We start from the raw sequence: 22,868 nt of genomic DNA on the forward strand, positions 1-22,868 counted from the left end.
CAGGTGGAGGAGTACGGGATGGCGCGGGGCAGCGAGGCGACCGACGGGCCGGGCTCGCGTCCGGGCAGGCTCAAGGTCTTCCTCGGGGCTGCCCCCGGGGTGGGCAAGACCTACCGGATGCTGGACGAAGGCCGACGCCGGGCCGCGCGGGGCAGGAACGTGGTGGTGGCCTTCGCCGAGTGCCATGGCCGTCCGTCGACCGAGGCGATGCTCGAAGGGCTGGAGGTGCTGCCGCGGGCGACGCGCACGCATCGCGGTACGGACTTCACCGAGCTCGACCTCGACCTGGTGCTGGCGTTGCGGCCGCAGGTGGTGCTCATCGACGAACTCGCGCACACCAATGCGCCGGGTGGCCGTCACGCCGAACGCCGGCAGGACATCGAGGAACTGCTCGGTGCCGGGATCGACGTGGTGGCCACGCTGAACATCCAGCATCTGGAATCGCTCACCGATGTCGTCGAGAACATCACCGGCGTGGCGCAGCACGAGACCGTCCCCGACGAAGTCGTCCGCCGCGCCGACCAGATCGAGCTGGTCGACCTGCCGGCCGAGGGCCTGCGCCGCCGCATGGCGCACGGCAACATCTACCCGCCCGAGAAGGTCGACGCGGCCCTGTCGCACTACTTCCGGCTCGGGAACCTCACCGCGCTGCGGGAACTGGCGCTGCTGTGGGTGGCGGGCAGGGTGGACGAGGCGCTGCGCAAGTACCGGCACGAGCACAGCATCGGCCGGGTGTGGGAGACCCGCGAACGCGTGGTGGTCGCGCTCACCGGCGGCCCGGAGGGCGCGACCCTCATCCGCCGCGCCGCCCGGATCGTGGCCCGCTCCTCCGGCGGCGATCTCCTGGCCGTCCACATCACCCGTAGCGGCGGACTGTCCGGCTCCTCGCCCGCCGCGCTGGCCGGACAGCGGCAGCTCACGGAGAGCCTCGGCGGCAGCTACCACTCGGTGGTCGGCGACGATGTGCCCGCCGCCCTCATGGACTTCGCCCGCGCCCAGAACGCCACCCAACTGGTCATCGGCGCCAGCCGCCGGGGCAGGCTGCGGCGGGTGCTGATGCCCCGCGGCGTGGGCGAAACCGTGGTCGAGCTCTCCGGCGACATCGATGTCCACACGGTCACCCACGAACATGCCGGTCAGGGGAGAAGACGGGCCACCCCCGGCAGTGGCCTGCCGCGCTCGCGCCGCCTGGCCGGTCCGGTGGCCGGCCTCGTCCTGCCCGTACTCCTGACCCTGGCACTGCGCGGCATCTCGGGCCCGCTCGCCCTCAACCTCACCAGCGAGGCGCTGCTCTTCCTCCTCACCGTGCTGGGCGTGGCCTGCATCGGTGGCGTGGTCTCCGCGCTGCTCGCCTCGATCACGACATCCCTGCTGCTGAACTACTCCTTCATCCCGCCCGTCGGCCACTTCACCTTTGCCTCGGCCAATATCGTCATCGCCCAGGCCGCCTTCACCATCGTCGCCGTCACCGTCGCGGCCATCGTCGACCGCTCGCTGCGACTGAGCCGACGGGCCACGCGGGCGACCGCGGAGGCCGAGACGCTGACCTCGTTGGCGGGCGGCATCCTGCGGGGGGACCGGGCCGTTCCCGCACTCCTGGAACGTACCCGCGAGACCTTCGGCATGGACCGCATCGCCTTGCGGCCCCGAAGGAAGGAGCCGGAGCCCGCAACGGAAATCGGCCCGGTGCCCGACCATGAAACCAAGGTCGCGATAGGGGAGGACAGCGTGCTGGTGCTCAGCGGGCGCCGCCTGCCCGCCTCCGAGCACCGCGTGCTCACGGCCTTCGCCGCGCATCTGACCGCCGCCGTCGAGCGCGGCCGGCTCGCCGAGGCCGCGGCCGAGGTCGAGCCGGTCAAGGCGGCCAACCGCATGCGCACCGCACTGCTCGCGGCGGTCGGGCACGACCTGCGTACGCCCCTGGCCGGCTGCTGGGCCGCGATCAGCTCGCTGCGCAGCCGCGATGTCGACTTCTCACCCGAGGACCGCGAGGAACTCCTGGCCACCGCCGAGGAATCCCTGGCCAAGCTCAGCCGCCTCGTCGACAACCTCCTCGACATGAGCCGACTTCAGGCCGGTGCCCTGACCCTGCACCTGGAGCCCCTCGCGCTCACCGAGGTGCTCCCCACCGCGCTGGACACCCTGCCCGACTCGCCCCCGCGGGCGCTCGTCCATGTCGTGACCCAGGGGTTGGACACCGCCCCCGATGTGCTCGCGGACCCGCCGCTGCTGGAACGCGTCATCGCCAATCTGGTCTCCAACGCGGTACGCCATTCGCCCGCCGGGCGCCCGGTCACGATCGGCGCCAGCGCGCTCGCCGGCCGCGTGGAGCTGCGGGTGACCGATCGCGGTCCCGGAATACAACTCGCCGACTGGGAACGGGTCTTCGAGCCGTTCCAGCGACTCGGCGACACGGACAACACCACCGGCCTCGGGCTCGGTCTCGCACTCTCCCGCGGACTCACGGAGGCGATGGGCGGCACGCTCACCCCCGAGGAAACCCCCGGAGGCGGCCTGACGATGGTCGTCTCCCTGCCGGCCGCACCGATTCCGGTCGCGGTGGCCGGGCAGGGGGCCGTGCACGAGGGATGAGATCTGGGCGCGAGAGAGGGGACATGACGCGTGAGGCGTGCGCGCCAGGCGCCTGCCGTGCGGCGCGAGCCGTATGTACGGGCTCCGGCGCCCGTCGTCAGTCCGACGGGGCGGGATCTGCCGGTCGTTCGGATTCCGTTAGAGAACCGGCCCCGTTGTGCGCGGGGTGCCGGGCCGGCCGTCACGGTGGACCTGGTCGGCGGCACGCGAGGAAGCACAGGAGGTCCGCGAAGATGTGCGCAGCGATGAGGGCGGCGGTGGAGGCGTGAGTGTGGAGCGCATCGTGGGACTGCTGGTGGCGGCATCGCTGGTTGGGCTGCTTGTGGCCGGAGTCAAGTTCCCGGACCGGTTCTGAGGCGGTGCTCCGCCTCCCTCGGGCAACTTGGCGGGCCATGGATCACTCGTCGCCGAGTCCGGCCTCTTCGAGATCCAGCCTGCGTTGCAGGCGCCGCCGGGTGACGTCGCTGATGTCGTTGTCCGCGTACAGGCGTTGGAGCTGTGCGGTTTCGGCGGCTATCACGGTGCGGCGCAGCGCCCGGTAGCCGGTCACGGCGGGCAGGGAGGACGGGGCCGTGTCGTCGTCCTGGTCCGCGTCGGCCTGGTCGAGGCGGGCCAGCAGGCCGCGGCGCAGCTGATCGACGAGAGCGGCGGGCGCTGCTTCGACGGCTTCGAGTTCGTCCAGGCAGTCCAGTCCGGCCTTGGCGAGCCCGGCTCGGGCGCGGGCTTCTTCGCGGGCGGTGTGCTCCGGTTCCAGCGCGATCTTGGACCAGCGGACGACCGGCGCCAGGGTGAACCCCTGCAGGACGAGGGTGAAGACGACGACACCGGTGGTCAGGACCAGGACCAGCGGGCGGTGCGGCAGCGGGCTGCCGTCGTCCGCGGCCAGGGGGATGGACAGGGCGGCGGCCAGCGGCATCACACCACGGGTGCCGGCCCAGGAGACCACCGCGGGGATCCGCCAGGTGACCGTGCCGTTGCCGCGGCGGCGCTGCATGACGGCGGAGAGCGGGAGGACGCCGAGGAGCCGTACGGCGATCACGGTGGCGGCCACGGCAAGCACACCGAGCGGCCAGACCTGCTCGTCCGCCTTCAACTGCCGTACAAGAGCCGGGAGTTCCAGACCTATGAGGGCGAAGACGACGCTCTCCAGCAGAAAGACCACGGTGCCGTAGACGGCATGCACCTGGAGCCGGTTGGTGGCGGTGGTGAGCTTGTGGCCGGTGCTGCCGAGCACCACCCCGGCAACGACGACCGCGGTCACGCCGGAGGTGTGCAGATCCTCGGCGAGTACGTACGCGGCGTACGGCGTGACCAGGGCGATCACCGTCTCCAGGACCGGGTCCTCGGTCCGCCGCCGGATCAGCGCCACCACCCCCGCGACCGCGCCGCCGGCCAACGCCCCGCCACCGCCGAGCACCAGGAACTGTCCGCCGGCCGCGGGAAGGGTGACCGCGTGTGCGGCTGTGGCCGTGCCCACCGCGACCTTGAAGAGGACCAGGCTGGTGGCGTCGTTGAAGAGGCTTTCGGACTGGACCAGCGTCTGGATGCGCGGCGGCAGCGCGATCTTGCGCCCGAGCGCCGTCACCGCGACGGGGTCGGTGCTGGCCAGCACCGCGCCCAGGACGAACGCCATCGTGGTGTTGAGCGGGGTCACCGCGGACGCCACCGCGCCCACGGCGGCCGCCGTGGCCAGCACCAGGCCGAAGGCGAGGACGGTCACCGGTCGCCACACCACGCGCAGTTCCCGCCAGGGGATCTCCTCGGCGGACGCGTACAGCAGCGGCGGCAGCACCACCACGCTGATCACTTCGGGAGCCACCTGGACGCCCGGTATCCACGGCAGCAGCCCGATGAGTACGCCGCCGACGACGAGCAACGAGGGCGCGGGAATGCGCCAGTGGCGAGCGCCCGTCGCCACCAACGTGGCGAACACGACGAGAAGAAGGAGGGCAGTAAGGTCGGTCACGTGCTCGTCTCTCGATGGCTTCGGCTGTTGCTGAACCGCCGCCGACCAGACTTCCCGGCACACCGCAAGGAAATCTACCGGGTGTTGTCGGGGTACTGCCACAGTCCTGACGCCACGCCACGCGACCGCATCCGGCCCGGGCACCGGCCTCCCCGGCCGCGGCCCCGCCGAGTCCGAGCCCCTGCGCGACGCGGCCCGTCGGTGCCGTCACACCCCGGGATGCTGCCCTACCGGCCACCGGTACGAGGGGTTCGAGGGGCAGTGCCAGTGCGGCCACGCCTCCTCACCGACCCGTGCCAGGCTCATCGGATGCCGGTGACGGCCCTGGCATACCGGCCAGGCGCGCTTGCCGTCGATCTCCTGAAGGTTTTCGAGGACGGCTGCCTGTGTGTGAAAGGCGAGCGAGGCGACCGCCCGGCCAGGGTCCGGGCCCGCGACCGATTCCGGGGCGAACTCCAGAGGGCCGAGCCGCACGCCCGCCACGACGAGGTCCCGCCACCGCTGCGGGTCCTCGCCGGGCGGGGCGGTGAAGACCAGCCGCACTCGCAGTCCGCAGGCGCGCAGGTCGTGGCCGATGGGAGCGAAGACGTCCTCGGGCTCCGAGGGCAAGGCACGTACCTCTCCGCTGTCTTGCGACGGCGCTACCACGGTCAGGGGCCGGTCTTCGTGGTGCGCAGGGTCAGGTCGCACGGGTGTTCCTCGCCGCCGCGGAGGAAGGTGATCCGGATGTGGACCTCGCGTGCCTCGGCCGCCAGGGCGGGCCGGGCGGAGATGCTGCCGTCGGTGTGGGTGCCGTCGTCGGCGGTTCCGTAGGCCCCGCCCCAGTCCGGGTACTCGTTGCCGGCGTCGTCCACCGCCTCGATCATCAGGAGCACGGGGGTGTCGTTCTCCGCGTCCGGCAGGGGTGGGGAGATGGTGTAGTGGAGGGTGAAGGAGTCATCGCGCCGCTTCAGTCGGCGGACGGTCAGCTCGTGGGCGCCCTGGAAGATCTTCACCGAGGCGAGGGGGGTGCGGTGCGGCTTCATGGCTCCTCATATGTGGGTGGTGGTTCGGACGGCGAGCCCGGCAACGTAACCGACCGGCCTGCCGGTGACGTAATGAACGTACTCGTGTTCCAGCCGGAATCCGGCGGTCCAGGCGAGCAGCCGGCTGGGGCGGTTGTCGCGGGAGCAGGTCCAGCTGGGGAGGTGCTCGCGGGCCGCGATGTCCCGGCACAGCGCGGTGACGCAGGCCAGGGCGAGGCGCTGTCGGCGGTGTTCGGGGACGGTTACGCAGGCGATGTCCTCGTACACGGTGCCACGGAAGTACGTACAGGCGAGGGCGAGGAGGCGGTCCTTGTGGAAGGCCGCCCAGCCGTGTCCGGAGGCGGCGAGACCGGCCGGGCCGCCCCAACTGGTGTGGATCCACGCCATGTCCGCCGCCAGCGCGGTGAGCGTCGGGGCGTCCTCCGGGGTCAGCCGGCGCACCGTCACCCCGTGGGGCGGGCGCGGAGCCGCTACGGGCGCGCGGTGGACGTACAGCATGCGCTCCCACGGCACGATCCGGTCGAAGGCGTTGCCGAGCAGGGGCAGGAAGCGGGCGGGGGCCTGCACATGGTGCGCGGCGAAGCCGGCGAGGGAGAGCGGCGCCAGGGCCGTCGGATCGCCGCGGAACAGTACGTGGTCGGCGCAGGTCACGGCCATGGCGCGGGGATCGGCGGCACGGTCGGCCCACCACCGACCGGTTCCTGAGACCAGCGCATGTTCGGCCAGCACCGTCGCCCCGGGGTGTCCGGTGGTGAACCAGTCGGGGAGGGGCGGGAGTTGGCCAGGGGAGAGTTCGATCACGGAGGTTTCCTTGGGGCTGTCGCGGGGCGGCCCGGGCGGGGCCGCCCCGCCCGGCGGTTCAGCTCTGTCCGGCCTTGCTGCCGTGGTTGGCCTTCTTCTTGCGGGCGCGCTTGGACATGGGGGTGCGGGCCTTTCGGTCCAGTGGCTGCGTGAGTGGTGCCGTCTGCGGGGGTGGTGTCGCCGTCAGGCCTGGTGGCCGACGAGCAGGTCGGCGAGCTTGGTGAGGCGCTTGACGGTGCGGTCCTCGGTTGCGGCGGTGGCGGGCTCGACGCGCTGGTCGAGGTCGTAGTAGGCGCCGTTGACGATTTCGGTGGCGGGGTCGCACAGCCGCACCACGTGGGCGGCGCCCTCGGCCGCCGCGGCGCCCTTGAGCCCGTAGAGGGACATCAGGTCCGTGCGGCAGATTCCCGGGTGGACGGAGACCGCGGCCACCCGAGGGTCGGCGGCGAAGACGGTCAGGGCGAGCTGCGACTGGGCGTAGGCGGCGAGCCGGGAGTAGCGGCGGGCGCGGTGCGGGTCGCTCCACTGGATGGAGGCGGTGCGGTGCAGGGACGAGGAGACGTTGACGACGCGGCCGCCGGGGGCGGTGGTGAGCGACGGCTCCAGGAGGCAGGTCAGGAGGTAGTGGGCGAGGAAATTGACCTGCAGGGCGATCTCGTTGCCGTCGGCGGTCACGGTGTGCCGTTCGGGGGCGGCCATACCGGCGTTGTTGACCAGGACGTCCAGGTGCGGATGCTCGCCGGCGACGCGCCGCGCCATGACCTCGACCTCCTCCAGCCGGGTGAAGTCGGCCGCGAATCCGCACAGTTGGGCGCTGTCGATGCCCGCGGTGGCGATGAGCCGGTCGGTCGCGGCCTGGGCGTCCTCGGCGGTGCGGCCGTGCACCAGGACGGTGGCGCCGCGTTCGGCGAGCTGTCGGGCGGTCTCGTAGCCGATGCCGGAGGTGGCGCCGGTCACCAGGACGGTACGGGAGGAAAGGTCGAAGACGGACATGATCCATTCCGGGAAGGGAGACGGGCACGCCGAACGGCCCTGCCAGGGCCCGTTGCGGGCGTGCGAAGGTACGAAAGAGGGCGCCGGATCGGATCACGGCGCCCCGTGCAGGGAATGCGGGAGACGACTCAGCGAGAGGCGGACGTCTCCGGGCAGCGCGGCGCACGACACATGGCCTCGGGATGAGGCGGACGGTCGAGGAGGAGCCAGGCGCTGTTCACATCACCCATCAAAGGCCCGGCCGCGCACGGCTTCAAGAGCTCCGCGCACCTCTTGACGTACCCCTGATGAGCTGCGACGTCGACCGATGACGAGGGCCGCCACGCGCACGCCCGTCCGGCGCACTCGCCGAGTCCGATGCAGGGCGTAGCCGCCCGCGAGCACGGCGAGCGCGCCGCCGAATGCAGCGATCGTCGCGAGCACGGCCACGGCTCCTGCGTCCAGACCACTGCGTTTGCCGGTGTACCTGGGCCTCCCGGTACTACGACTGCCTGAGCTCCGCGGGCTCCTCCACGGCAGCGGCCTGCAAGGAGAGAACCATGGTCAGCCCGCCTCCGGGCGTGTCCTCGGGGGTGAGCGTGCCGCCCATCGCCTCGGCCAGGCCACGGGAGAGCGCGAGCCCGAGCCCCAGGCCGCTGGTGTTGTCGTTGTCGCCCAGACGCTGGAACGGTACGAAGATCCGGTCCCGGTCCTCCGGGCGCAGGCCGGGCCCCCGGTCGACGACCCTCAGCTCGACCCGCGGGCCGAGGGCGCTGGCGCTGATCAGCACCCGTTGCCGCGGCGGCGAGTGCCGTACCGCGTTGGTCACCAGGTTGGCGATGACCCTCTCCAGCAGGGGCGGATCCGCGAGCACCTCGCAGCTCTCCGCCAGCCCCTGGGACTCGATCGGTACCGGTGTCGCGGCGAGGGTGTCGAGCGCCAGGGGCAGGACGTCCGCGAACGCCGTGGGCTGAAGGTGCAGGGTCAGGGCGCCGGCCCGGAGCCGGCTCATGTCCAGGAGGTTGTCCACCAGGCGGTTGAGCTTGCGGAGCGACTCGTCGGCCGTGGTCAGCAGCTCGTCCCGTTCCGCCGCGGAGAAGTCCACGTCCGTGCTGAGCAGGGAGCTGATGGCGGCGCGTCCGGCGGCCAAGGGGGTCCGCAGGTCGTGGCTGACCGCGGCGAGCAGCGCCGTACGCATCCGGTCCGCCGCCTTCACCGGTTCGACCTCGGCGGCGGCCTCCGCGAGACGGGCGTGGTCCAGCGCGGCGGCGAGATGGGCCGCGAAGGCGGTCAGTACGCGGTGTTCGGAGGCAGGCAGGCGGCGGCCGCGCAGGACGAGGACCCGGTCCGGCCCGGCCGGCACCTTCACGAGTCCGTCGGCGCGCTCGTCCGGCCCGGTCTCCTGCTCCGAACGCGGGACGAGCTCGGCCGACTCCATGCCGAAGGTCTGGCGGGTGCGTTCCAGGAGTATCGAGACCGCCTGGTCACCGCGGAGGATGTTGCCGGCCATGGAGGAGAGGGTCTCCGCCTCCGCGGTGGCGCTCGCCGCGCGCCGGGCCAGCCGGAGGGAACGGTCGACGAGGACGGCGACCGTCACCGCGACCACCACGAACACCGCGAGGGCGAGCGCGTTGTTGGGCTCGGTGATCGTGAACTGCCCGCTCGGCGGGATGAAGTAGTAGTTCAGCAGCAGGGAGGCGGTCAGGGAGGCGAGCAACGCGGAGACGACACCGCCGAGGCAGGCCACACCGATGACGGTGACGAGGAAGAGCAGGGCCTCGCTGGTCAGGTTGAGGGTGCCGCCGGTATGGGTGAGGAGGGCGGTCAGCAGGACGGGGAGGGCGAGGCCGGCCACCGGTCCGGCGACGCGGCGCGCAACGGGCAGCCGGCGGCCGGGGACGGGCAACCGGCGTCCGCGGCCGGCCCGTTCGTGGGTCACCATGTGGACGTCGATGTCCCCGGAGAGCTCGACGGTGTCCTCGCCGATACCGCGCGGCGCCAGCAGGCGGGACAGCCAGCTGCGGCGGCTGGTGCCCAGGACGAGCTGGGTGGCGTTCTCGGCACGCGCGAAGTCCAGCAGGGCGGTGGGCACATGATCGCCGACGACCGAGTGGTAGCTGCCGCCCAGGCTCTCGACCAGGGCGCGTTGCTTCGCGAGCGCGGCGGGGGAGGCGTCGGCGAGCCCGTCGCTGCGGGCCACGTGCACCGCCAGCAGGTCGCCGCCGGAGGACCGGTCCGCGATCCGCTCCGCCCGGCGGATCAGCGTCTCGCCCTCCGGACCGCCGGTGAGCGCCACCACGACGCGTTCGCGGGTCTCCCACACCGTCCCGATGCCGTGCTCGGACCGGTACCTCTGCAAGGTCTCGTCCACCCGCCCGGCGACCCACAGCAGCGCGAGTTCCCGCAGCGCCGTCAGATTGCCGATGCGGAAGTAGTGCGAGAGCGCGGCATCGACCTTCTCCGGCCGGTAGATGTTGCCGTGCGCCATGCGCCGGCGCAGCGCCTCGGCGGGCATGTCGACCAGTTCGATCTGGTGGGCGCGGCGGACGACCTCGTCGGGAACGGTCTCCCGCTGCGGGACCCCGGTGATCTTCTCGACGACGTCGTTGAGCGACTCCAGATGCTGGACGTTGACGGTGGTGACCACATCGATCCCCGCCGCGAGGATCTCCTCGATGTCCTGCCACCGCTTGGCGTTACGGCCGCCGGGCACGTTGGTGTGGGGCAGCTCGTCGACGAGCGCGACCGCGGGGCTGCGGGTGAGGACGGCGTCGAGATCCAGCTCGCTGAAGGTGCCTCCCCGGTATTCGCGGTGTGTCCGGGGCACCATCTCCAGCCCTTCGAGCTTCTCCTCGGTGTGCGGCCGGGCATGGCACTCGGCGTACGCCACCACCACATCGGTGCCGCGCCGGGCACGCCGACGCCCCTCGTCGAGCATCCGGTACGTCTTGCCGACCCCGGGCGCCGCCCCGAGAAACACCTTCAGCTTTCCCGGCCGTACGCCTACGCCAACGCCTGGCGTGTCGGCTGCGTCAACCCTCGGCGCCACCGAAAACCTCACCCTCACCGGTCCCGCACACGTCCCACGTCGCCTGGTGCTGCGAGGGATCCCCGGGTGGCCGAGCGGCATAGGTCTGCTCCGTGCCCCATGGTCACATCAGCCCGGCCAGATCGTGGTTGAGCTCGACGATGTTGACGCGATCCTGACCCAGAAACCCCAGGACGCGGCCCTGGACATGGTCGGCGACCAGCCGCCCGACCCGGCCGGGGCGGAGCCGCCGGGCCTTCGCCACCCGGTTGACCTGCTGGTATGCGTACGCAGGGGAGACCGCCGGGTCGAGTCCGGAGCCGCTGGCGGTCACCGCGTCCACTGGGACGGCAGCGGGGGAGACCCCGTCGAACGCCGCGACGGCGGCGCGGCGTTGACGGACTGTGGCGAGCAGATCGGGGTTGTTCGGGCCGAGGTTGGAGGCGCCGGAGGCCAACGGGTCGTACCTGCCCGCGGAGGGGCGCGGCTGGAACCACCGGGGGTCGGGCCGCAGTTCCTCCTTCGGGTCGCCGGGATTCCTCTTCGGCCGGGCGAAGTTCTGGCCGAGCAGGCTGGAGGCGACCGGCCGGCCGTGCGTCGTCAGCAGGGAGCCGTTGGCCTGGTGGGGGAACGCGACCTGAACGATGCCGGTGACGAGCAGCGGATAGGCCAGACCCGTGAGCACGGTGAAGACGAGCAGCATCCGCAGGGCCGCCAGATGCTGCCCGAGCAGGGGAGGGAGGTGGTGGATGCGCATCATGGGGCCGCCTTCTTCTCTCGTCGGTCAGCGCAGGCCGGGGAGGAACTGGACGACGAGGTCGATCAGCTTGATGCCGACGAACGGCAGGGCCAGCCCGCCGAGTCCGTACACCCAGATGTTGCGGCTGAGCAGCTTCGCGGCCGAGGACGGCCGGTAGCGCACGCCGCGCAGCGCGAGCGGGATCAACGCGACGATGATCAGCGCATTGAAGACGATCGCCGAGGAGATCGCGGAGGTCGGGCTGTGCAGCCGCATGATGTTGAGCCGGTCCAGGCCCGGATACACACCGGCGAACATCGCGGGAATGATCGCGAAGTACTTGGCGACGTCGTTGGCGATCGAGAAGGTCGTCAACGCGCCCCGGGTGATGAGGAGTTGCTTGCCGATCTCGACGATCTCGATGAGCTTGGTCGGGTTGGAGTCCAGGTCCACCATGTTCCCGGCCTCCTTGGCGGCCGAGGTACCGGTGTTCATGGCCACGCCGACATCCGCCTGGGCCAGCGCCGGAGCGTCGTTCGTACCGTCGCCGGTCATCGCCACCAGCTTGCCGCCGGCCTGCTCGCGCCGGATGAGGGCCATCTTGTCCTCGGGGGTGGCCTCGGCGAGGAAGTCGTCCACGCCCGCTTCCTGAGCGATGGCGCGCGCGGTCAGCGGATTGTCGCCCGTGATCATCACGGTTCTGATGCCCATCCGCCGCAGCTCGTCGAAGCGTTCGCGCATGCCTGCCTTGACGACGTCCTTGAGGTGGATGACGCCCAGCACGCGCGCCTCGGACGGTGCGCCGTCGCGCCGCAGCACCTCGCCGACGACCAGCGGGGTGCCGCCGCTCGCGGAGATCCCGTCGACGAGGTGGCCCACATCCGCGGTGGGGTGGCCTCCGCTGTCGCGTACCCAGCGCATCACCGCCGTCGCCGCCCCCTTGCGCAGCAAGCGCCGTTCCCGGGGCTCCTCCAGGTCCACTCCGCTCATCCGGCTCTGCGCGGTGAAGGGGACGAACTGCGCATGTGCCAGCTCTCCTTCGCTTCGGCCGCGCAGCGCGTACTGCTGCTTGGCGAGGACGACGACCGAGCGGCCCTCGGGCGTCTCGTCGGCGATCGACGACAGCTGGGAGGCGTCCGCGAGCTCCTCGACGCCCACCCCCTCGGCCGGCAAGAACGCGGCGGCCTCCCGGTTGCCGAGGGTGATGGTGCCGGTCTTGTCGAGCAGCAGGGTGTTGACGTCGCCCGCGGCCTCCACCGCGCGGCCGGACATGGCCAGCACATTGCGCTGTACGAGGCGGTCCATGCCCGCGATGCCGATCGCCGAGAGCAGCGCGCCGATGGTGGTGGGGATCAGCGCCACGACGAGCGCGACCAGGACGACGATGGTCTGCTCGGCCCCCGCGAAGAGGGCGAAGGGCTGCAGGGTCACCACTGCGACCAGGAAGACGATGGTCAGCGAGGCCAGAAGGATGTTGAGCGCGATCTCGTTCGGCGTCTTCTGTCGGGCGGCGCCCTCGACCAGCGCGATCATCCGGTCGATGAAGGTTTCCCCCGGCCTCGAAGTGATCTTTACGACGATCCGGTCGGAGAGCACCTTCGTCCCGCCCGTCACCGCCGACCGGTCACCGCCCGACTCGCGGATCACCGGCGCCGACTCACCCGTGATCGCCGATTCGTCGACGCTGGCGATGCCCTCGACCACATCGCCGTCCCCGGGAATGATCTGTCCGGCCTCGACGACGACATGGTCGCCCAACCGGAGTTCGGCGCCCGGGACTTCTTCCGCGACGGTGTCGGCCGCGCCCGGCCGCCACCCGTCCAGCCGCCGGGCCACCGTGGTGGTCCTGGCCCGCCGCAGCGTCTCCGCCTGCGCCTTGCCGCGGCCCTCCGCCACGGCCTCGGCGAGATTGGCGAAGACCGACGTCAGCCAGAGCCATGCCGTGATGACCCAGGCGAAGACGCTGGGCGTCTTGATCGCCGACAGCGTGGTCAGGACCGCACCCACCTCCACGACGAACATGACAGGGTTGTGGAACATGGTGCGCGGATCCAGCTTCCGCAGGGCGTCGGGGAACGACCTCAGCAGCTGCTTCGGGTCGAGCAGTCCGCCCGAGACCCGGTTCCGCCGGCGGTCGGCCTGCGGCCCGGCAGACGGCGGGGCGGGAGCGGGAACGCCGGTCGCGGACATCAGCGAAGACCCTCCAGACCTTCGGCCAGCGGTCCCAGCGCGAGCGCGGGAAAGTACGTCAGTCCGACGACGATGAGGACCACACCGGTCAGCAGGCCGACGAACTGCGGCCGGTGGGTGGGCAGGGTGCCCGCGGTGACCGGAACGGGCTGCTGCCCGGCGAGCGAACCGGCCAGCGCCAGCACGAACACCATCGGCAGAAAGCGGCCGAGGAGCATGGCCAGACCGAGGGCGGTGTTGTACCAGACGGTGTTCACACTCAGCCCGGCGAACGCCGAGCCGTTGTTGTTCGCCGCGGAGGCGAAGGCGTACAGCACCTCGGAGAAGCCGTGCGGCCCCCGGTTGAGCATGGCCGCCCGCTCACCCGGGAAGGCCATCGCCAGTCCCGCGCCGACCAGCACGACCGCGGGCGTGGTGAGGATGTACAGCGAGGCGTACTTCATCTCCCGTCCGCGCAGCTTCTTGCCCAGGTACTCGGGCGTACGGCCGACCATCAGCCCGGCGACGAACACCGCGACGATCGCCAGGATCAGCATCCCGTAGAGCCCGGAACCCGTACCGCCGGGCGCGATCTCCCCGAGCATCATGTTGAAGATCGTCATGCCCCCGCCACCGGGCGTGTACGAGTCGTGGAAGGAGTTGACCGCGCCGCAGGACGTCAGCGTGGTGGAGACCGCGAAAAGCGCCGACGCCCAGATCCCGAACCGGGCTTCCTTGCCCTCCATCATTCCGCCGGCCGCGTGACCGGCGGTACTGCTGACGCTGTGCAGTTCGTTGGCGGTCACGATTGCGACCGAGGCGGCCCAGAGCAGCGCCATCACGGCGACGACCGCATAGCCCTGACGGTTGTCGCCGACCATTTTCCCGAAGGTGCGCGGCAGCGAGAACGAGATCACCAGGAGGAGATAGATCTCGATCAGGTTGGTGAAGGCGTTGGGGTTCTCGAAGGGGTGGGCGGAATTCGCGTTGTAAAAGCCTCCGCCGTTCGTACCGATTTCCTTGATGGCTTCCTGGGAGGCGACCGGGCCGCCGGTGATGCTCTGATGGCCGCCCGCGATCGTGGTGATGTCCTGGATGCCATGGAGGTTCTGAACGGTACCGGCGGCCACCAGCACGATCGCGAACACGAAGGAGACCGGCAGCAGCAGGCGCACCACGATCCGGGTCAGGTCCACCCAGAAGTTCCCCACCTGGTCGGTCCCCCGCCGGGTGAAGCCGCGGATCAGCGCGGCGACGACGGCGATTCCCACCGCGGCGGAGACGAAATTCTGCACCGCGAGACCCGCCATCTGGACCAGGTGACCCATGGCCGACTCGCCCGAATACGACTGCCAGTTCGTATTGGTGACGAAGGAAGTCGCCGTGTTGAACGACTGGTCCGGAGAGACCGGCTTCATCCCCAGCGACAGCAGCAGATGATTCTGCAGGCGCAGGAACGCGTACAGGAACAGTACCGAGACCAGGGAGAAGGCCAGCACGCTACGGAGGTAGACCGGCCACTTCTGGTCCGCGTCGCCGTGCACCCCGCCCGCCCGGTAGATGAGGCGTTCCGGCCGCCAATGGTGCGAGGTGGTGAGGATATGTGCCAGGTAGTCGCCCAGCGGGCGGAAGGAGAGGGCCAGGGCCACCACCAGAACCAGGACCTGGAGCCAGCCCGCCGACGTGCCGTTCATCCGGATCCACCCCCGCTAGAACTTGTCGGGGAAGAGCAGACAGGCGACCAGATAGAGCACAAGACACACGGCCACGACCAGGCCGACGACGTTCTCCACACTCACAGCCGTCCGACCCCCTTGGCGACCCAGCCGATGAGCGCGAAGACGACAAGGGTGAGGCCGACGTACAGAAGGTCTGACATGTGCGAGGACCGCCTAGGAAGAGCCGCGCCGACAGATTCTGACGGTAACTCAGGTGATCGGTGAGGCGGCCCGACGCGGTGCGGCCGATGGGGTGATGGTGGATCGCCGGGCGGGGCTCCGACTCAGGTCACCGGCTCTGCTGCGCCGGTACGGGCAGCGGCTTGGAGCGGCACGTCACCTCGTGCGCCGGGACGGTCCCGTTCAGAAGGTAGGCGTCGACGATGCCGTCGACACAAGCGTTGCCGTTGCGGTACTGCCCGTGGTCGCCGCCGCCCGTCACCGTGACCAGGCGTGAGCCCCGCAGCGCCTTGTGTGCCCGCACCGCGCCCTCGTAGTAGGTGGCCGGGTCGTGCACGGAGTTGAGCATCAGGGTGGGCGGCAGGCCCTTGCCGGTGACCTTCACCCGCGGCGCGTCCGACTCCGGCCAGTACACGCAGGTCGCGGCGTACGCGAGCTCCCGCGCCCCGACCAGCGGGTACTTCTGGGTGTCCTTGGCGCTCTGCCGTATCCAGTGGCCGAGATCCCGGTTCCACGGGGTGTCGTTGCAGGTGACCGGGAAGTACGTGGCGGCGAAGCCGGGAGAGAGATAGTTGGCCAAGGTCTGCTGGGCGAGCCGGCGCTCGGCCGGCGTCGCCGTGTCCCAGTGCTCCAGGGCGGCCAGCACGGACGCCAGCTGGCCCCACTGCCGGTCGGCGTCGTACATCCCCTGGAGCGTGGCGTTGTCGAGCTGGTTGGGCCCGATCGTCAGCGAGCCGCTCGTGATCGGGTGGTCGTGCAGCGCCTTGCGGCGCGCCTCCCAGGTCGCCTTCGCCTCGGCGGCGGTGCTCCCGTAGTGGTAGACCGAGTCGTACCTGGCGATCCATGGCAGGAAGTCCCGCTCGAAACGGCGCTGGAAACTCCTCGGTTGCCCGAGTTCGGCCTGCTGCCAGGTCCCACCGAACGGCAGATTGCTGTCCAGCACGGCGCGCTCGACGTGCTGCGGGAACTCCGTCGCGTAGTACGCGCCGAGCCAGGTGGCGTACGACGGCCCGTAGTACGAGATCTTCTGCACGCCGAGCAGCGAGCGGAACAGGTCCATGTCGTGCACGGCCTGGTCGGTGTTGAGGTACTTGATCAGGTCGCCGCTGCGCTCCTGGCAGACCTTCGCGAACTGCCGGGACCGGTCCACCACGCCTTGGACCGCCGCGGGCGAACGGTCGCGGAAGTCGCCCGCGTAGAAGTCCCGGAACTCGGCGTCGGTCTGGCACGTCGCATGCGAACTGCTGCCGACCCCCCGCTGGTCGAAGCTGACCACGTCGTACGCGGCACCGACCGCGGGCGACGCCTTGACGAAGCCCGCGGGCCGGGTGAGCCCCGAGGCGCCCGGCCCGCCGGCGGCCATCATCAGCACCCCACGGCGCCGTGCCGGGTCGGCGGCCCGGTGCCGGGACACCTCGATGGTCAGATCCGCGCCGGTCCCCAGGTGGTGCCAGTCGCGGGGCACGGTCATCGCCGCACACTCGAGCGAAGGATCCTGGTCGCACGGCTTCCAGTCGAGCCGCTGCCCGGCATAGCGCGCGGCCGCGGACGAAGAGCCGCTCTCCTTACCGCCGGCCGGTGCGGACTGCACCGCGGCCGCCGGGGCGACGATGGTCGCGATGGCCGTGGCCACCACACCCGATACGGCGGCCATGGGCCATCGCGGCTTCCTGAACGTGGACATCGAACCTCCCGGCGGCCGCGCTCGGCTGCGCAGCGTCTGAGGCGATGTTCGCGCCCCGGGAACCCGCGATCGATCATGCTGGTTTCCGTCTTCGAGGTGGCACCAGTACCACCACGGCTGTCCTCGTCGCCCTCCTTGTCGCCCACACCGGACGCGCGCGGCCCCGGCCCCGGATCGGATGGTCCCGGGCCGGGCCGCGATGCGCCGGGCGATCAGCCTGCGAGGGTGGCGAGGTTGCCGGGCTCGTAGGAGCCGCCCTGGTTGTTCAGGATCACGCCGAGGCGGTTGGTCGCGTTGATCATGGCGATCAGGGAGACCAGCGCGATGGCCTGGTCGTCGTCGTAGTGCTTGCGCACCTGGGCCCAGGTCTCGTCGGACACGCCGTGGTGGGCGTCGGTGAAGCGGGTGCCCTCCTCGGCGAGGGCCAGTGCGGCCTGCTCGGCCTCGGTGAAAACGGTGGAGTGGCGCCAGGCGGCGACCAGGTTGAGCCGGACCGCGGTTTCGCCGGCCGCCGCGGCATCCTTGGTGTGGATGTCGATGCAGAAACCGCAGCCGTTGAGCTGGCTGGCGCGCAACTGCACCAGCTCCTGGGTGGCCTTGGGCAGCGGCGACTCCTGGATCACCTGGCTGACCGCAAACATCCGCTTGCCGATCTTGGCACCGATCTCGCGGTCGAACAGGTGCATACGGGGTTCCATGACCTCGTCCTCACTGGTGGAGTTGCGCGCCGGGCGGATCGTCCGCGCGGCGTCCTGACGACCACGAGATGCCGACCGCCCGGTCCGTGTGACAGCCCGGCGATGTGACGTAGGCCACCGACCCCGGGTGTCACAGGACGGTGAGGTGCGGCGTCCTGTGCGTGACACGGCCGAGAGGGAACAGGCGGGAGCCGACGATGAACGAACGCAGTGAGCGAACGGGCGACGTGGACGAGTCGCCGACCCGTGACGGCCGCACGGACTCCGCCACCGAGGCGTTCGTCGCCCACCGCAACCTGCTGTTCACCGTCGCCTACGAGATGCTCGGCTCGGCCGCCGACGCCGAGGACGTCCTTCAGGAGACCTGGCTGCGCTGGGCGGACGTCGACCTCGACACGGTGCGGGAACCGCGTGCCTACCTGGTCCGGATCGCCACGCGCCAGGCGCTGAGCCGGCTGCGCACGCTGCGCCGGCGCAAGGAGTCCTACGTCGGCCCCTGGCTGCCCGAGCCGCTGCTGACCGCGCCCGACGTGGCCGACGACGTCGAGCTGGCCGACAGCGTCTCGATGGCGATGCTGCTGGTACTGGAGACTCTCGCGCCGACCGAACGGGCGGTGTTCGTGCTGCGCGAGGTGTTCGATCTGGAGTACGACGAGATCGCGGGGGCCGTCGACAAGAGCCCGGCCGCGGTCCGCCAGATCGCGCACCGGGCGCGGGCCCACGTGGCGGCGCGCCGGTCACGCGGGGCCGTTTCGCCGGCCGAGACCCGCGGCGCGCTCGCGGCGTTCCAACGGGCGATCGAAACGGGCGATCTGCAGCGCCTGCTCGACATGATCGCGCCGGACGTCGTCCTGCTGACCGACGGTGGCGGCGTCGTGCGGGCCGCGCCGGCGCCCGTCGTCGGCGCGGACAAGGTGGCTGAGGTGCTGAAGCGGATCGACGTCGCGATGGCGCTGCAGCCGGCGCTGGTCAACGGCTACCCGGCGCTGATTCTCCGGCTGGGCGGTCAGGTCGACACCGTCATGGCGGTGCACCTCGACAACGGCCTCATCGCCGGGCTCTACGCCGTGCGCAACCCCGAGAAACTGTCACGCATCGGCCGGGAGACGGCGGTGAGCCGCTGAGGTGTCGGGTCGACTGCCCTCGTTAATCCGAAGAAAGGGATCCGGTCGGTGTGGTAGCTTCCGCGGGTTCGTGAAGATTCGGATCGAGGACGAAAGGGAGGTGGGGTTGATGACCGCGCTCAAGGCCACTGCACTGTGCAGCGCCCGGACCGCCCTCACGTCCCGGGCGACGGTCTGACCCGGTCGGTCCTGCCTCGCTGAGAGCGTGAGCTCGCGAGGCGATCCCAGACGAACCTCACCATGAAACGGATCTTCATCCCGTCATGCGCACTCGTAAGAACTGGATCACGCGCGCCGAGACCGGCGCCGACATCCCCGCCATCCGTGACATCAACCTCGCGGCTTTCGACACCCCGCTGGAGGCCGATCTCGTCGACGCGCTGCGCGCCGATGTCTCCTGGATCGACGGCCTGTCCCTCGTCAGCACCGACGAGCACGGCAAGCTCATCGGCCACGCACTGCTGACCCGCTGCCACATCGACGACACCCCGGCCCTGTGCCTGGCACCCGTCGCCGTACTCCCGGAGTACCAGAAGACCGGCGCCGGCTCGGCCGCCGTTCGCGCGGCTCTCGAGGCCGCCCGGGGCTTGGGCGAGCACTACGTGGCCGTCCTCGGACACCCCGCGTATTACCCGCGGTTCGGCTTCACCCGCGCCTCCACGCACGGGATCGGCCTGACCATCGACGTCCCGGACGAGGCCATGATGGCCATGACCCTGGACGAGACCCACCCGCTGCCGAGCGGCACCGTGCGCTACGCGGCACCGTTCGGGATCTGACAACCCACACCCGCCGTGCGAGGGGCCTGGCTCCTCGCACGGCGGCACCGCGTCCGTGCCACCGGAACCCGGCAGGCGCAGTCAAGATCGAGAAAAGTCTAGGTTAGGCTAACCTAAGAAGCGGTGAGGGCGGGTCATTGCCCGCGCCGGACACCCCCGTTGGACACCCGGCACTCGGGCTCACGCCGTGCTGCCCTGAAGCAAAGGACATCGCATGGCCATCGCCGCACGCCGGATATCGCACCGGGTCTTCGCCGCCTCGGCGGTTGCCTCGCTGCTCCTGTCGGTCAGCGCCTGTGGCGGCGGTGAGAAGAGCGACGGTGCCTCGCACGGTGCGCACGGCGCCTTCCCCGTCTCCGTCAAGAGCGCCCTGGGTACGGCCAAGATCGACAGCGAGCCCAAGCGGATCGTCACCCTCGGCCAGGGCTCGGCCGAGACCGCCATCGCGCTGGGTCACACGCCGGTGGGCGTGGAGGAGTACACCTGGGGCAGCGACAAGTCCGGCTACCTGCCTTGGGTCCGGGACGCTGTGAAGAAGTCCGGTGACCCGCTGCCCAAGCAGTTCAAGGGCGGCGACCAGCTGGACATCGAGGCGATCACCGAACTCGCCCCCGACCTCATCCTCGCGCCCTGGTCGGGCATCACGGCCAAGCAGTACGACATCCTCAAGGACATCGCTCCGACGGTGGCGTATCCGGACAAGGCATGGAGCACCGACTGGGACCAGCAGATCAACATCATCGCCAAGTCTCTGGGGCAGCCGGAGAAGGGCGGGGAGCTGATCGAGCGGATCAAGAAGCAGCTCGCGACGGCGGCGAAGAGCCGACCCGAGTACAAGAAGTACCAGTTCTCCTACATCTACACCTCCGGTCCCGGCAGCCTCGGAGTGTTCAGCCCGTCCGAGCAGCGCGTGGAGATGGTCCACTCCCTGGGCCTGAAGGTCGACCCGGTGGTCAAGAGCTTCAAGGAGACCGAGGGCACCGACTCCTCGCTGATCGGCCTGGAGAACGCCGACAAGCTGAACAAGAGCGATCTGCTGTTCACCTTCTACTCCGACGCCAAGACCCGGCGCGAGACGGAGAAGCAGTCGCTGTACGCCGCGATGCCCGCCATCAAGAAGGGCGCCGTGGTGGCCAGTTCGGACAACTCCTTCGTCACCGCCTCCTCCATGATCAACCCGCTGACCGTGCCCTACAGCATCAAGCGCTACCTCCCCTTGATCGACAGCGCGGTCAAGAAGGCCGGCAAGTAGCTTCGCGGGACGGGCTGTACACATGACCTCGCCTCCTGTCGCCGAGGAGACCCGGCACTCCGCGGACCGGCTCGGCCGGCACGCGGTCGCCCGGCGCACCGCGGCCGTCCTGCTGGCGGCGCTGGCCGCCCTCGTGGTCGTCTGCTTCGCCAGCATCATGTTCGGCAGCAAGACCTTGCCGCTGTCGCAGGTCTGGGATGCCGTCAGCGGCCACGGCGACGCCTATACGATCACGGTCGTCGAGAGCCGCTACCCGCGTACCGCACTCGGCATCGTGGTCGGTCTCGGCCTTGCCGTGGCGGGCGTGCTGATGCAGGCGGTGACCCGCAACCCGCTCGCCGAACCCGGCCTCATGGGCGTCAACACCGGGGCCGCGGCCAGCGTGGTGGCCGCGACCGCCTTCGCCGGCGTCTCCGGGCAGACCCAGACCCTGCTGTGGGCGCTCCCGGGTGCCCTGCTGGCCGGCCTGTTCGTCCACGTCATCGGCACCGTCGGCAGCGGAATGAGCCCGGTCCGCCTGGTGCTGGGCGGCGCGGTGCTCACCGCCGTGCTGAGTGCCTTCATCCAGGCCGTCACCCTCAGCCGTCCGCAGGTGTTCGACAGCTACCGCTACTGGGTGGTCGGCGCGCTCGGCGGCCACGGCTGGGAAGCCGTACGCACCGTACTGCCGCTGGCCGTCGCCGGGTTCGCCGTCGCCCTGCTCCTGGGCCGCGGCCTGAACGCGGTCGCGCTGGGGGAGGACTCCGCGACAGCGCTGGGCGCCCGTCCGGAGCGGGTGAAGGCCCTCGCGCTGCTGACGGCCACCGTCCTGAGTGCCGCCGCGACCGCTGCCGCGGGCCCGATCGCCTTCGTCGGACTCGCCGTTCCGCACCTGGCCCGCACCCTGCTCGGCGCCGATCTGCGGCGGCAGATCGCGCTGAGCGCGCTGCTCGGTCCCACCCTGCTGCTGGCAGCCGACGTCATCGGAAGGCTTCTGGTGCGCCCGCAGGAGCTGATGGTCGGTGTCGTCACCGCTTTCGTCGGAGCCCCCGCCCTTCTGATCGCCGTCCGCAGGATGCGAGCCACCTCATGACCCCTTCCTCCGCCGCGATCCGGCGGCCCGGGAGCCGGAAGATCCTCATCAGCCTCGGCCCGGCGGTCGTCCTGCGCCTCCCGGTCCGGATGCTCTGGATCGGCGCAGCGCTGTTCGTGGCGATCCTCGCGGCCTGCACCGCCACCCTCACCGTGGGCCGCCTGGGCATCGCACTGCCGGACCTGCCCTCGGCGCTGACCGGCCACGGCACCGGCGTGCAGCCCTTCGTCCTGGACCGGCTGCGCGGGCCCCGGCTGACGGTGGCGGTGGCGGCCGGTGCCGCCTTCGGCCTCTCCGGCGCGCTCTTCCAGGCGGTGACCCGGAATCCGCTGGGCAGTCCGGACGTCATCGGCCTGGGTCCGGGCGCCGGAGCGGGCGCCGCGCTGGTCGCCCTGCAGCTGCCCGGCGTGCCGGTCGCTCTGGGGGCCCTCGGCGGAGCGCTGGCGGCCATGGCGCTGGTCTACGTGTCGACCGGCAGCGGCTTCCGCAACCCCGGCCGGCTGGTCATCGCGGGCATCGGCGTCTCCGCGATGGCGACCGCCTTCATCCAGTACATCGTCTACGCCATCGCGCGCGACCAGGCGACCGTGTTGAGCTCCTACCTCAATGGCAGCCTGACCGCGCGGTCCTGGGACGATGCGGCGACCATCGGCGTCGTGCTGCTGCTCAGCGTGCCGTGCGCCGCGCTGCTGTCCCGCCCCCTGGGCATCAGCGAGATGGGCGAGACCACGGCGGCGGCGCTCGGAGCGCAGCCGCAGCGCGCCTTCACCGGTGCCGTCCTGCTGGCGATCCTGCTGTCCGCAGGAGCGGTCACGGCCGCCGGCCCCATTTCGTTCATCGCCCTGACCGCACCACAGATCGCCAAGCGGCTCACCCGCGGCACCGGCCCGCACCTGACGCTCTCCGCACTCACGGGCGCCCTCGTGCTTGTCCTCGCGGACCTGGCGGCCCAGAACGCCCCGGTCTTCGACGACCTGCCCGTCGGCATCTGGACGATGGCCCTCGGCGGCGCCTACCTCGGTCATCTGCTCCTGAGCGAGTGGCGCCGGGGCGCCCTCTGATCTCCTCC

The 22,868-nt window shown here is 70.9% G+C and carries 19 protein-coding genes; 6 read left to right on the plus strand and 13 right to left on the minus strand.

What is annotated here, in order from left to right; genetic code table 11:
* Positions 1-18 precede the first annotated feature (18 nt).
* On the plus strand, positions 19-2,592 hold the full coding sequence (locus ACIGWZ_RS01005; protein ID WP_400059445.1) for an ATP-binding protein: 2,574 nt from the start codon (positions 19-21) through the stop codon (positions 2,590-2,592).
* A gap of 397 nt (positions 2,593-2,989) precedes the next feature.
* Here ACIGWZ_RS01005 and ACIGWZ_RS01010 read toward each other — a convergent pair whose 3' ends face one another.
* The 13 genes from ACIGWZ_RS01010 to ACIGWZ_RS01070 form a co-directional block, all read right to left on the minus strand.
* Complete coding sequence (locus ACIGWZ_RS01010) at positions 2,990-4,558, minus strand: Na+/H+ antiporter (protein ID WP_400059447.1); 1,569 nt, start codon at positions 4,556-4,558, stop codon at positions 2,990-2,992.
* Positions 4,559-4,765: 207 nt separating this feature from the next.
* Positions 4,766-5,167 carry a hypothetical protein gene (locus ACIGWZ_RS01015; protein ID WP_400059449.1) on the minus strand — a complete coding sequence of 134 codons (402 nt, stop codon included), beginning with the start codon at positions 5,165-5,167 and terminating at the stop codon, positions 4,766-4,768.
* A gap of 41 nt (positions 5,168-5,208) precedes the next feature.
* Entirely contained in the window at positions 5,209-5,583 is a 375-nt protein-coding gene (locus ACIGWZ_RS01020) for a hypothetical protein (protein ID WP_400059451.1), read from the minus strand.
* A 6-nt stretch (positions 5,584-5,589) separates the two neighbouring features.
* Positions 5,590-6,384, minus strand: a complete 795-nt coding sequence (locus ACIGWZ_RS01025) for a GNAT family N-acetyltransferase (RefSeq protein ID WP_400059453.1) — start codon at positions 6,382-6,384, stop codon at positions 5,590-5,592.
* A 183-nt stretch (positions 6,385-6,567) separates the two neighbouring features.
* Positions 6,568-7,377 (minus strand): SDR family NAD(P)-dependent oxidoreductase, encoded by an 810-nt coding sequence (locus ACIGWZ_RS01030; protein WP_400059455.1) that lies wholly within the window; start codon positions 7,375-7,377, stop codon positions 6,568-6,570.
* A 222-nt stretch (positions 7,378-7,599) separates the two neighbouring features.
* Entirely contained in the window at positions 7,600-7,800 is a 201-nt protein-coding gene (locus ACIGWZ_RS01035; RefSeq protein WP_400059457.1) for a hypothetical protein, read from the minus strand.
* A 58-nt stretch (positions 7,801-7,858) separates the two neighbouring features.
* Positions 7,859-10,336 (minus strand): ATP-binding protein, encoded by a 2,478-nt coding sequence (locus ACIGWZ_RS01040; RefSeq protein ID WP_400059459.1) that lies wholly within the window; start codon positions 10,334-10,336, stop codon positions 7,859-7,861.
* A 172-nt stretch (positions 10,337-10,508) separates the two neighbouring features.
* Positions 10,509-11,144, minus strand: a complete 636-nt coding sequence (gene kdpC, locus ACIGWZ_RS01045; RefSeq protein WP_400059461.1) for a potassium-transporting ATPase subunit KdpC — start codon at positions 11,142-11,144, stop codon at positions 10,509-10,511.
* A gap of 24 nt (positions 11,145-11,168) precedes the next feature.
* A complete protein-coding gene (kdpB, locus tag ACIGWZ_RS01050) occupies positions 11,169-13,313 on the minus strand; it encodes a potassium-transporting ATPase subunit KdpB (protein WP_400059463.1) in 2,145 nt (714 codons plus the stop codon).
* Entirely contained in the window at positions 13,313-14,986 is a 1,674-nt protein-coding gene (gene kdpA, locus ACIGWZ_RS01055) for a potassium-transporting ATPase subunit KdpA (protein ID WP_400059465.1), read from the minus strand. The genes kdpB and kdpA overlap by 1 nt, the downstream gene beginning before the upstream one ends.
* Positions 14,987-15,001: 15 nt before the next feature.
* A complete protein-coding gene (gene kdpF / locus ACIGWZ_RS01060; RefSeq protein WP_400059467.1) occupies positions 15,002-15,091 on the minus strand; it encodes a K(+)-transporting ATPase subunit F in 90 nt (29 codons plus the stop codon).
* Positions 15,092-15,299: 208 nt separating this feature from the next.
* Entirely contained in the window at positions 15,300-16,874 is a 1,575-nt protein-coding gene (locus ACIGWZ_RS01065) for an alpha/beta hydrolase (RefSeq protein WP_400059469.1), read from the minus strand.
* A 212-nt stretch (positions 16,875-17,086) separates the two neighbouring features.
* Positions 17,087-17,572 (minus strand): carboxymuconolactone decarboxylase family protein, encoded by a 486-nt coding sequence (locus ACIGWZ_RS01070; protein ID WP_400059471.1) that lies wholly within the window; start codon positions 17,570-17,572, stop codon positions 17,087-17,089.
* A 197-nt stretch (positions 17,573-17,769) separates the two neighbouring features.
* On the opposite strand from ACIGWZ_RS01070, the gene ACIGWZ_RS01075 reads away from it, so the two are divergent.
* The 5 genes from ACIGWZ_RS01075 (at position 17,770) to ACIGWZ_RS01095 (ending at position 22,860) form a co-directional block, all read left to right on the plus strand.
* A complete protein-coding gene (locus ACIGWZ_RS01075; RefSeq protein ID WP_400059473.1) occupies positions 17,770-18,696 on the plus strand; it encodes an RNA polymerase sigma-70 factor in 927 nt (308 codons plus the stop codon).
* A gap of 263 nt (positions 18,697-18,959) precedes the next feature.
* Positions 18,960-19,475, plus strand: a complete 516-nt coding sequence (locus tag ACIGWZ_RS01080) for a GNAT family N-acetyltransferase (RefSeq protein ID WP_400059476.1) — start codon at positions 18,960-18,962, stop codon at positions 19,473-19,475.
* Positions 19,476-19,689: 214 nt separating this feature from the next.
* The gene (locus ACIGWZ_RS01085) at positions 19,690-20,727 is read left to right on the plus strand and encodes an iron-siderophore ABC transporter substrate-binding protein (protein ID WP_400059478.1); all 1,038 of its coding nucleotides are present in this window, start codon (positions 19,690-19,692) and stop codon (positions 20,725-20,727) included.
* A gap of 22 nt (positions 20,728-20,749) precedes the next feature.
* Positions 20,750-21,799 carry a FecCD family ABC transporter permease gene (locus ACIGWZ_RS01090; protein WP_400059480.1) on the plus strand — a complete coding sequence of 350 codons (1,050 nt, stop codon included), beginning with the start codon at positions 20,750-20,752 and terminating at the stop codon, positions 21,797-21,799.
* Positions 21,796-22,860, plus strand: a complete 1,065-nt coding sequence (locus tag ACIGWZ_RS01095; protein ID WP_400059482.1) for a FecCD family ABC transporter permease — start codon at positions 21,796-21,798, stop codon at positions 22,858-22,860. The genes ACIGWZ_RS01090 and ACIGWZ_RS01095 overlap by 4 nt, the downstream gene beginning before the upstream one ends.
* Positions 22,861-22,868 lie beyond the last annotated feature (8 nt).

The organism is Streptomyces sp. NPDC053427 (assembly GCF_044544985.1).
Classification (GTDB): domain Bacteria; phylum Actinomycetota; class Actinomycetes; order Streptomycetales; family Streptomycetaceae; genus Streptomyces.

Coding starts and splice junctions, on each gene's coding strand:
- ACIGWZ_RS01005 (WP_400059445.1), top strand. CDS start 19: ATGGCGCGGGGCAGCGAGGCGACCGACGGGCCGGGCTCGCGTCCGGGC.
- ACIGWZ_RS01020 (WP_400059451.1), bottom strand. CDS start 5,583: ATGAAGCCGCACCGCACCCCCCTCGCCTCGGTGAAGATCTTCCAGGGC.
- ACIGWZ_RS01030 (WP_400059455.1), bottom strand. CDS start 7,377: ATGTCCGTCTTCGACCTTTCCTCCCGTACCGTCCTGGTGACCGGCGCC.
- kdpC (WP_400059461.1), bottom strand. CDS start 11,144: ATGATGCGCATCCACCACCTCCCTCCCCTGCTCGGGCAGCATCTGGCG.
- kdpB (WP_400059463.1), bottom strand. CDS start 13,313: ATGTCCGCGACCGGCGTTCCCGCTCCCGCCCCGCCGTCTGCCGGGCCG.
- kdpA (WP_400059465.1), bottom strand. CDS start 14,986: ATGAACGGCACGTCGGCGGGCTGGCTCCAGGTCCTGGTTCTGGTGGTG.
- ACIGWZ_RS01065 (WP_400059469.1), bottom strand. CDS start 16,874: ATGTCCACGTTCAGGAAGCCGCGATGGCCCATGGCCGCCGTATCGGGT.
- ACIGWZ_RS01070 (WP_400059471.1), bottom strand. CDS start 17,572: ATGGAACCCCGTATGCACCTGTTCGACCGCGAGATCGGTGCCAAGATC.
- ACIGWZ_RS01075 (WP_400059473.1), top strand. CDS start 17,770: ATGAACGAACGCAGTGAGCGAACGGGCGACGTGGACGAGTCGCCGACC.
- ACIGWZ_RS01080 (WP_400059476.1), top strand. CDS start 18,960: ATGCGCACTCGTAAGAACTGGATCACGCGCGCCGAGACCGGCGCCGAC.
- ACIGWZ_RS01085 (WP_400059478.1), top strand. CDS start 19,690: ATGGCCATCGCCGCACGCCGGATATCGCACCGGGTCTTCGCCGCCTCG.
- ACIGWZ_RS01090 (WP_400059480.1), top strand. CDS start 20,750: ATGACCTCGCCTCCTGTCGCCGAGGAGACCCGGCACTCCGCGGACCGG.
- ACIGWZ_RS01095 (WP_400059482.1), top strand. CDS start 21,796: ATGACCCCTTCCTCCGCCGCGATCCGGCGGCCCGGGAGCCGGAAGATC.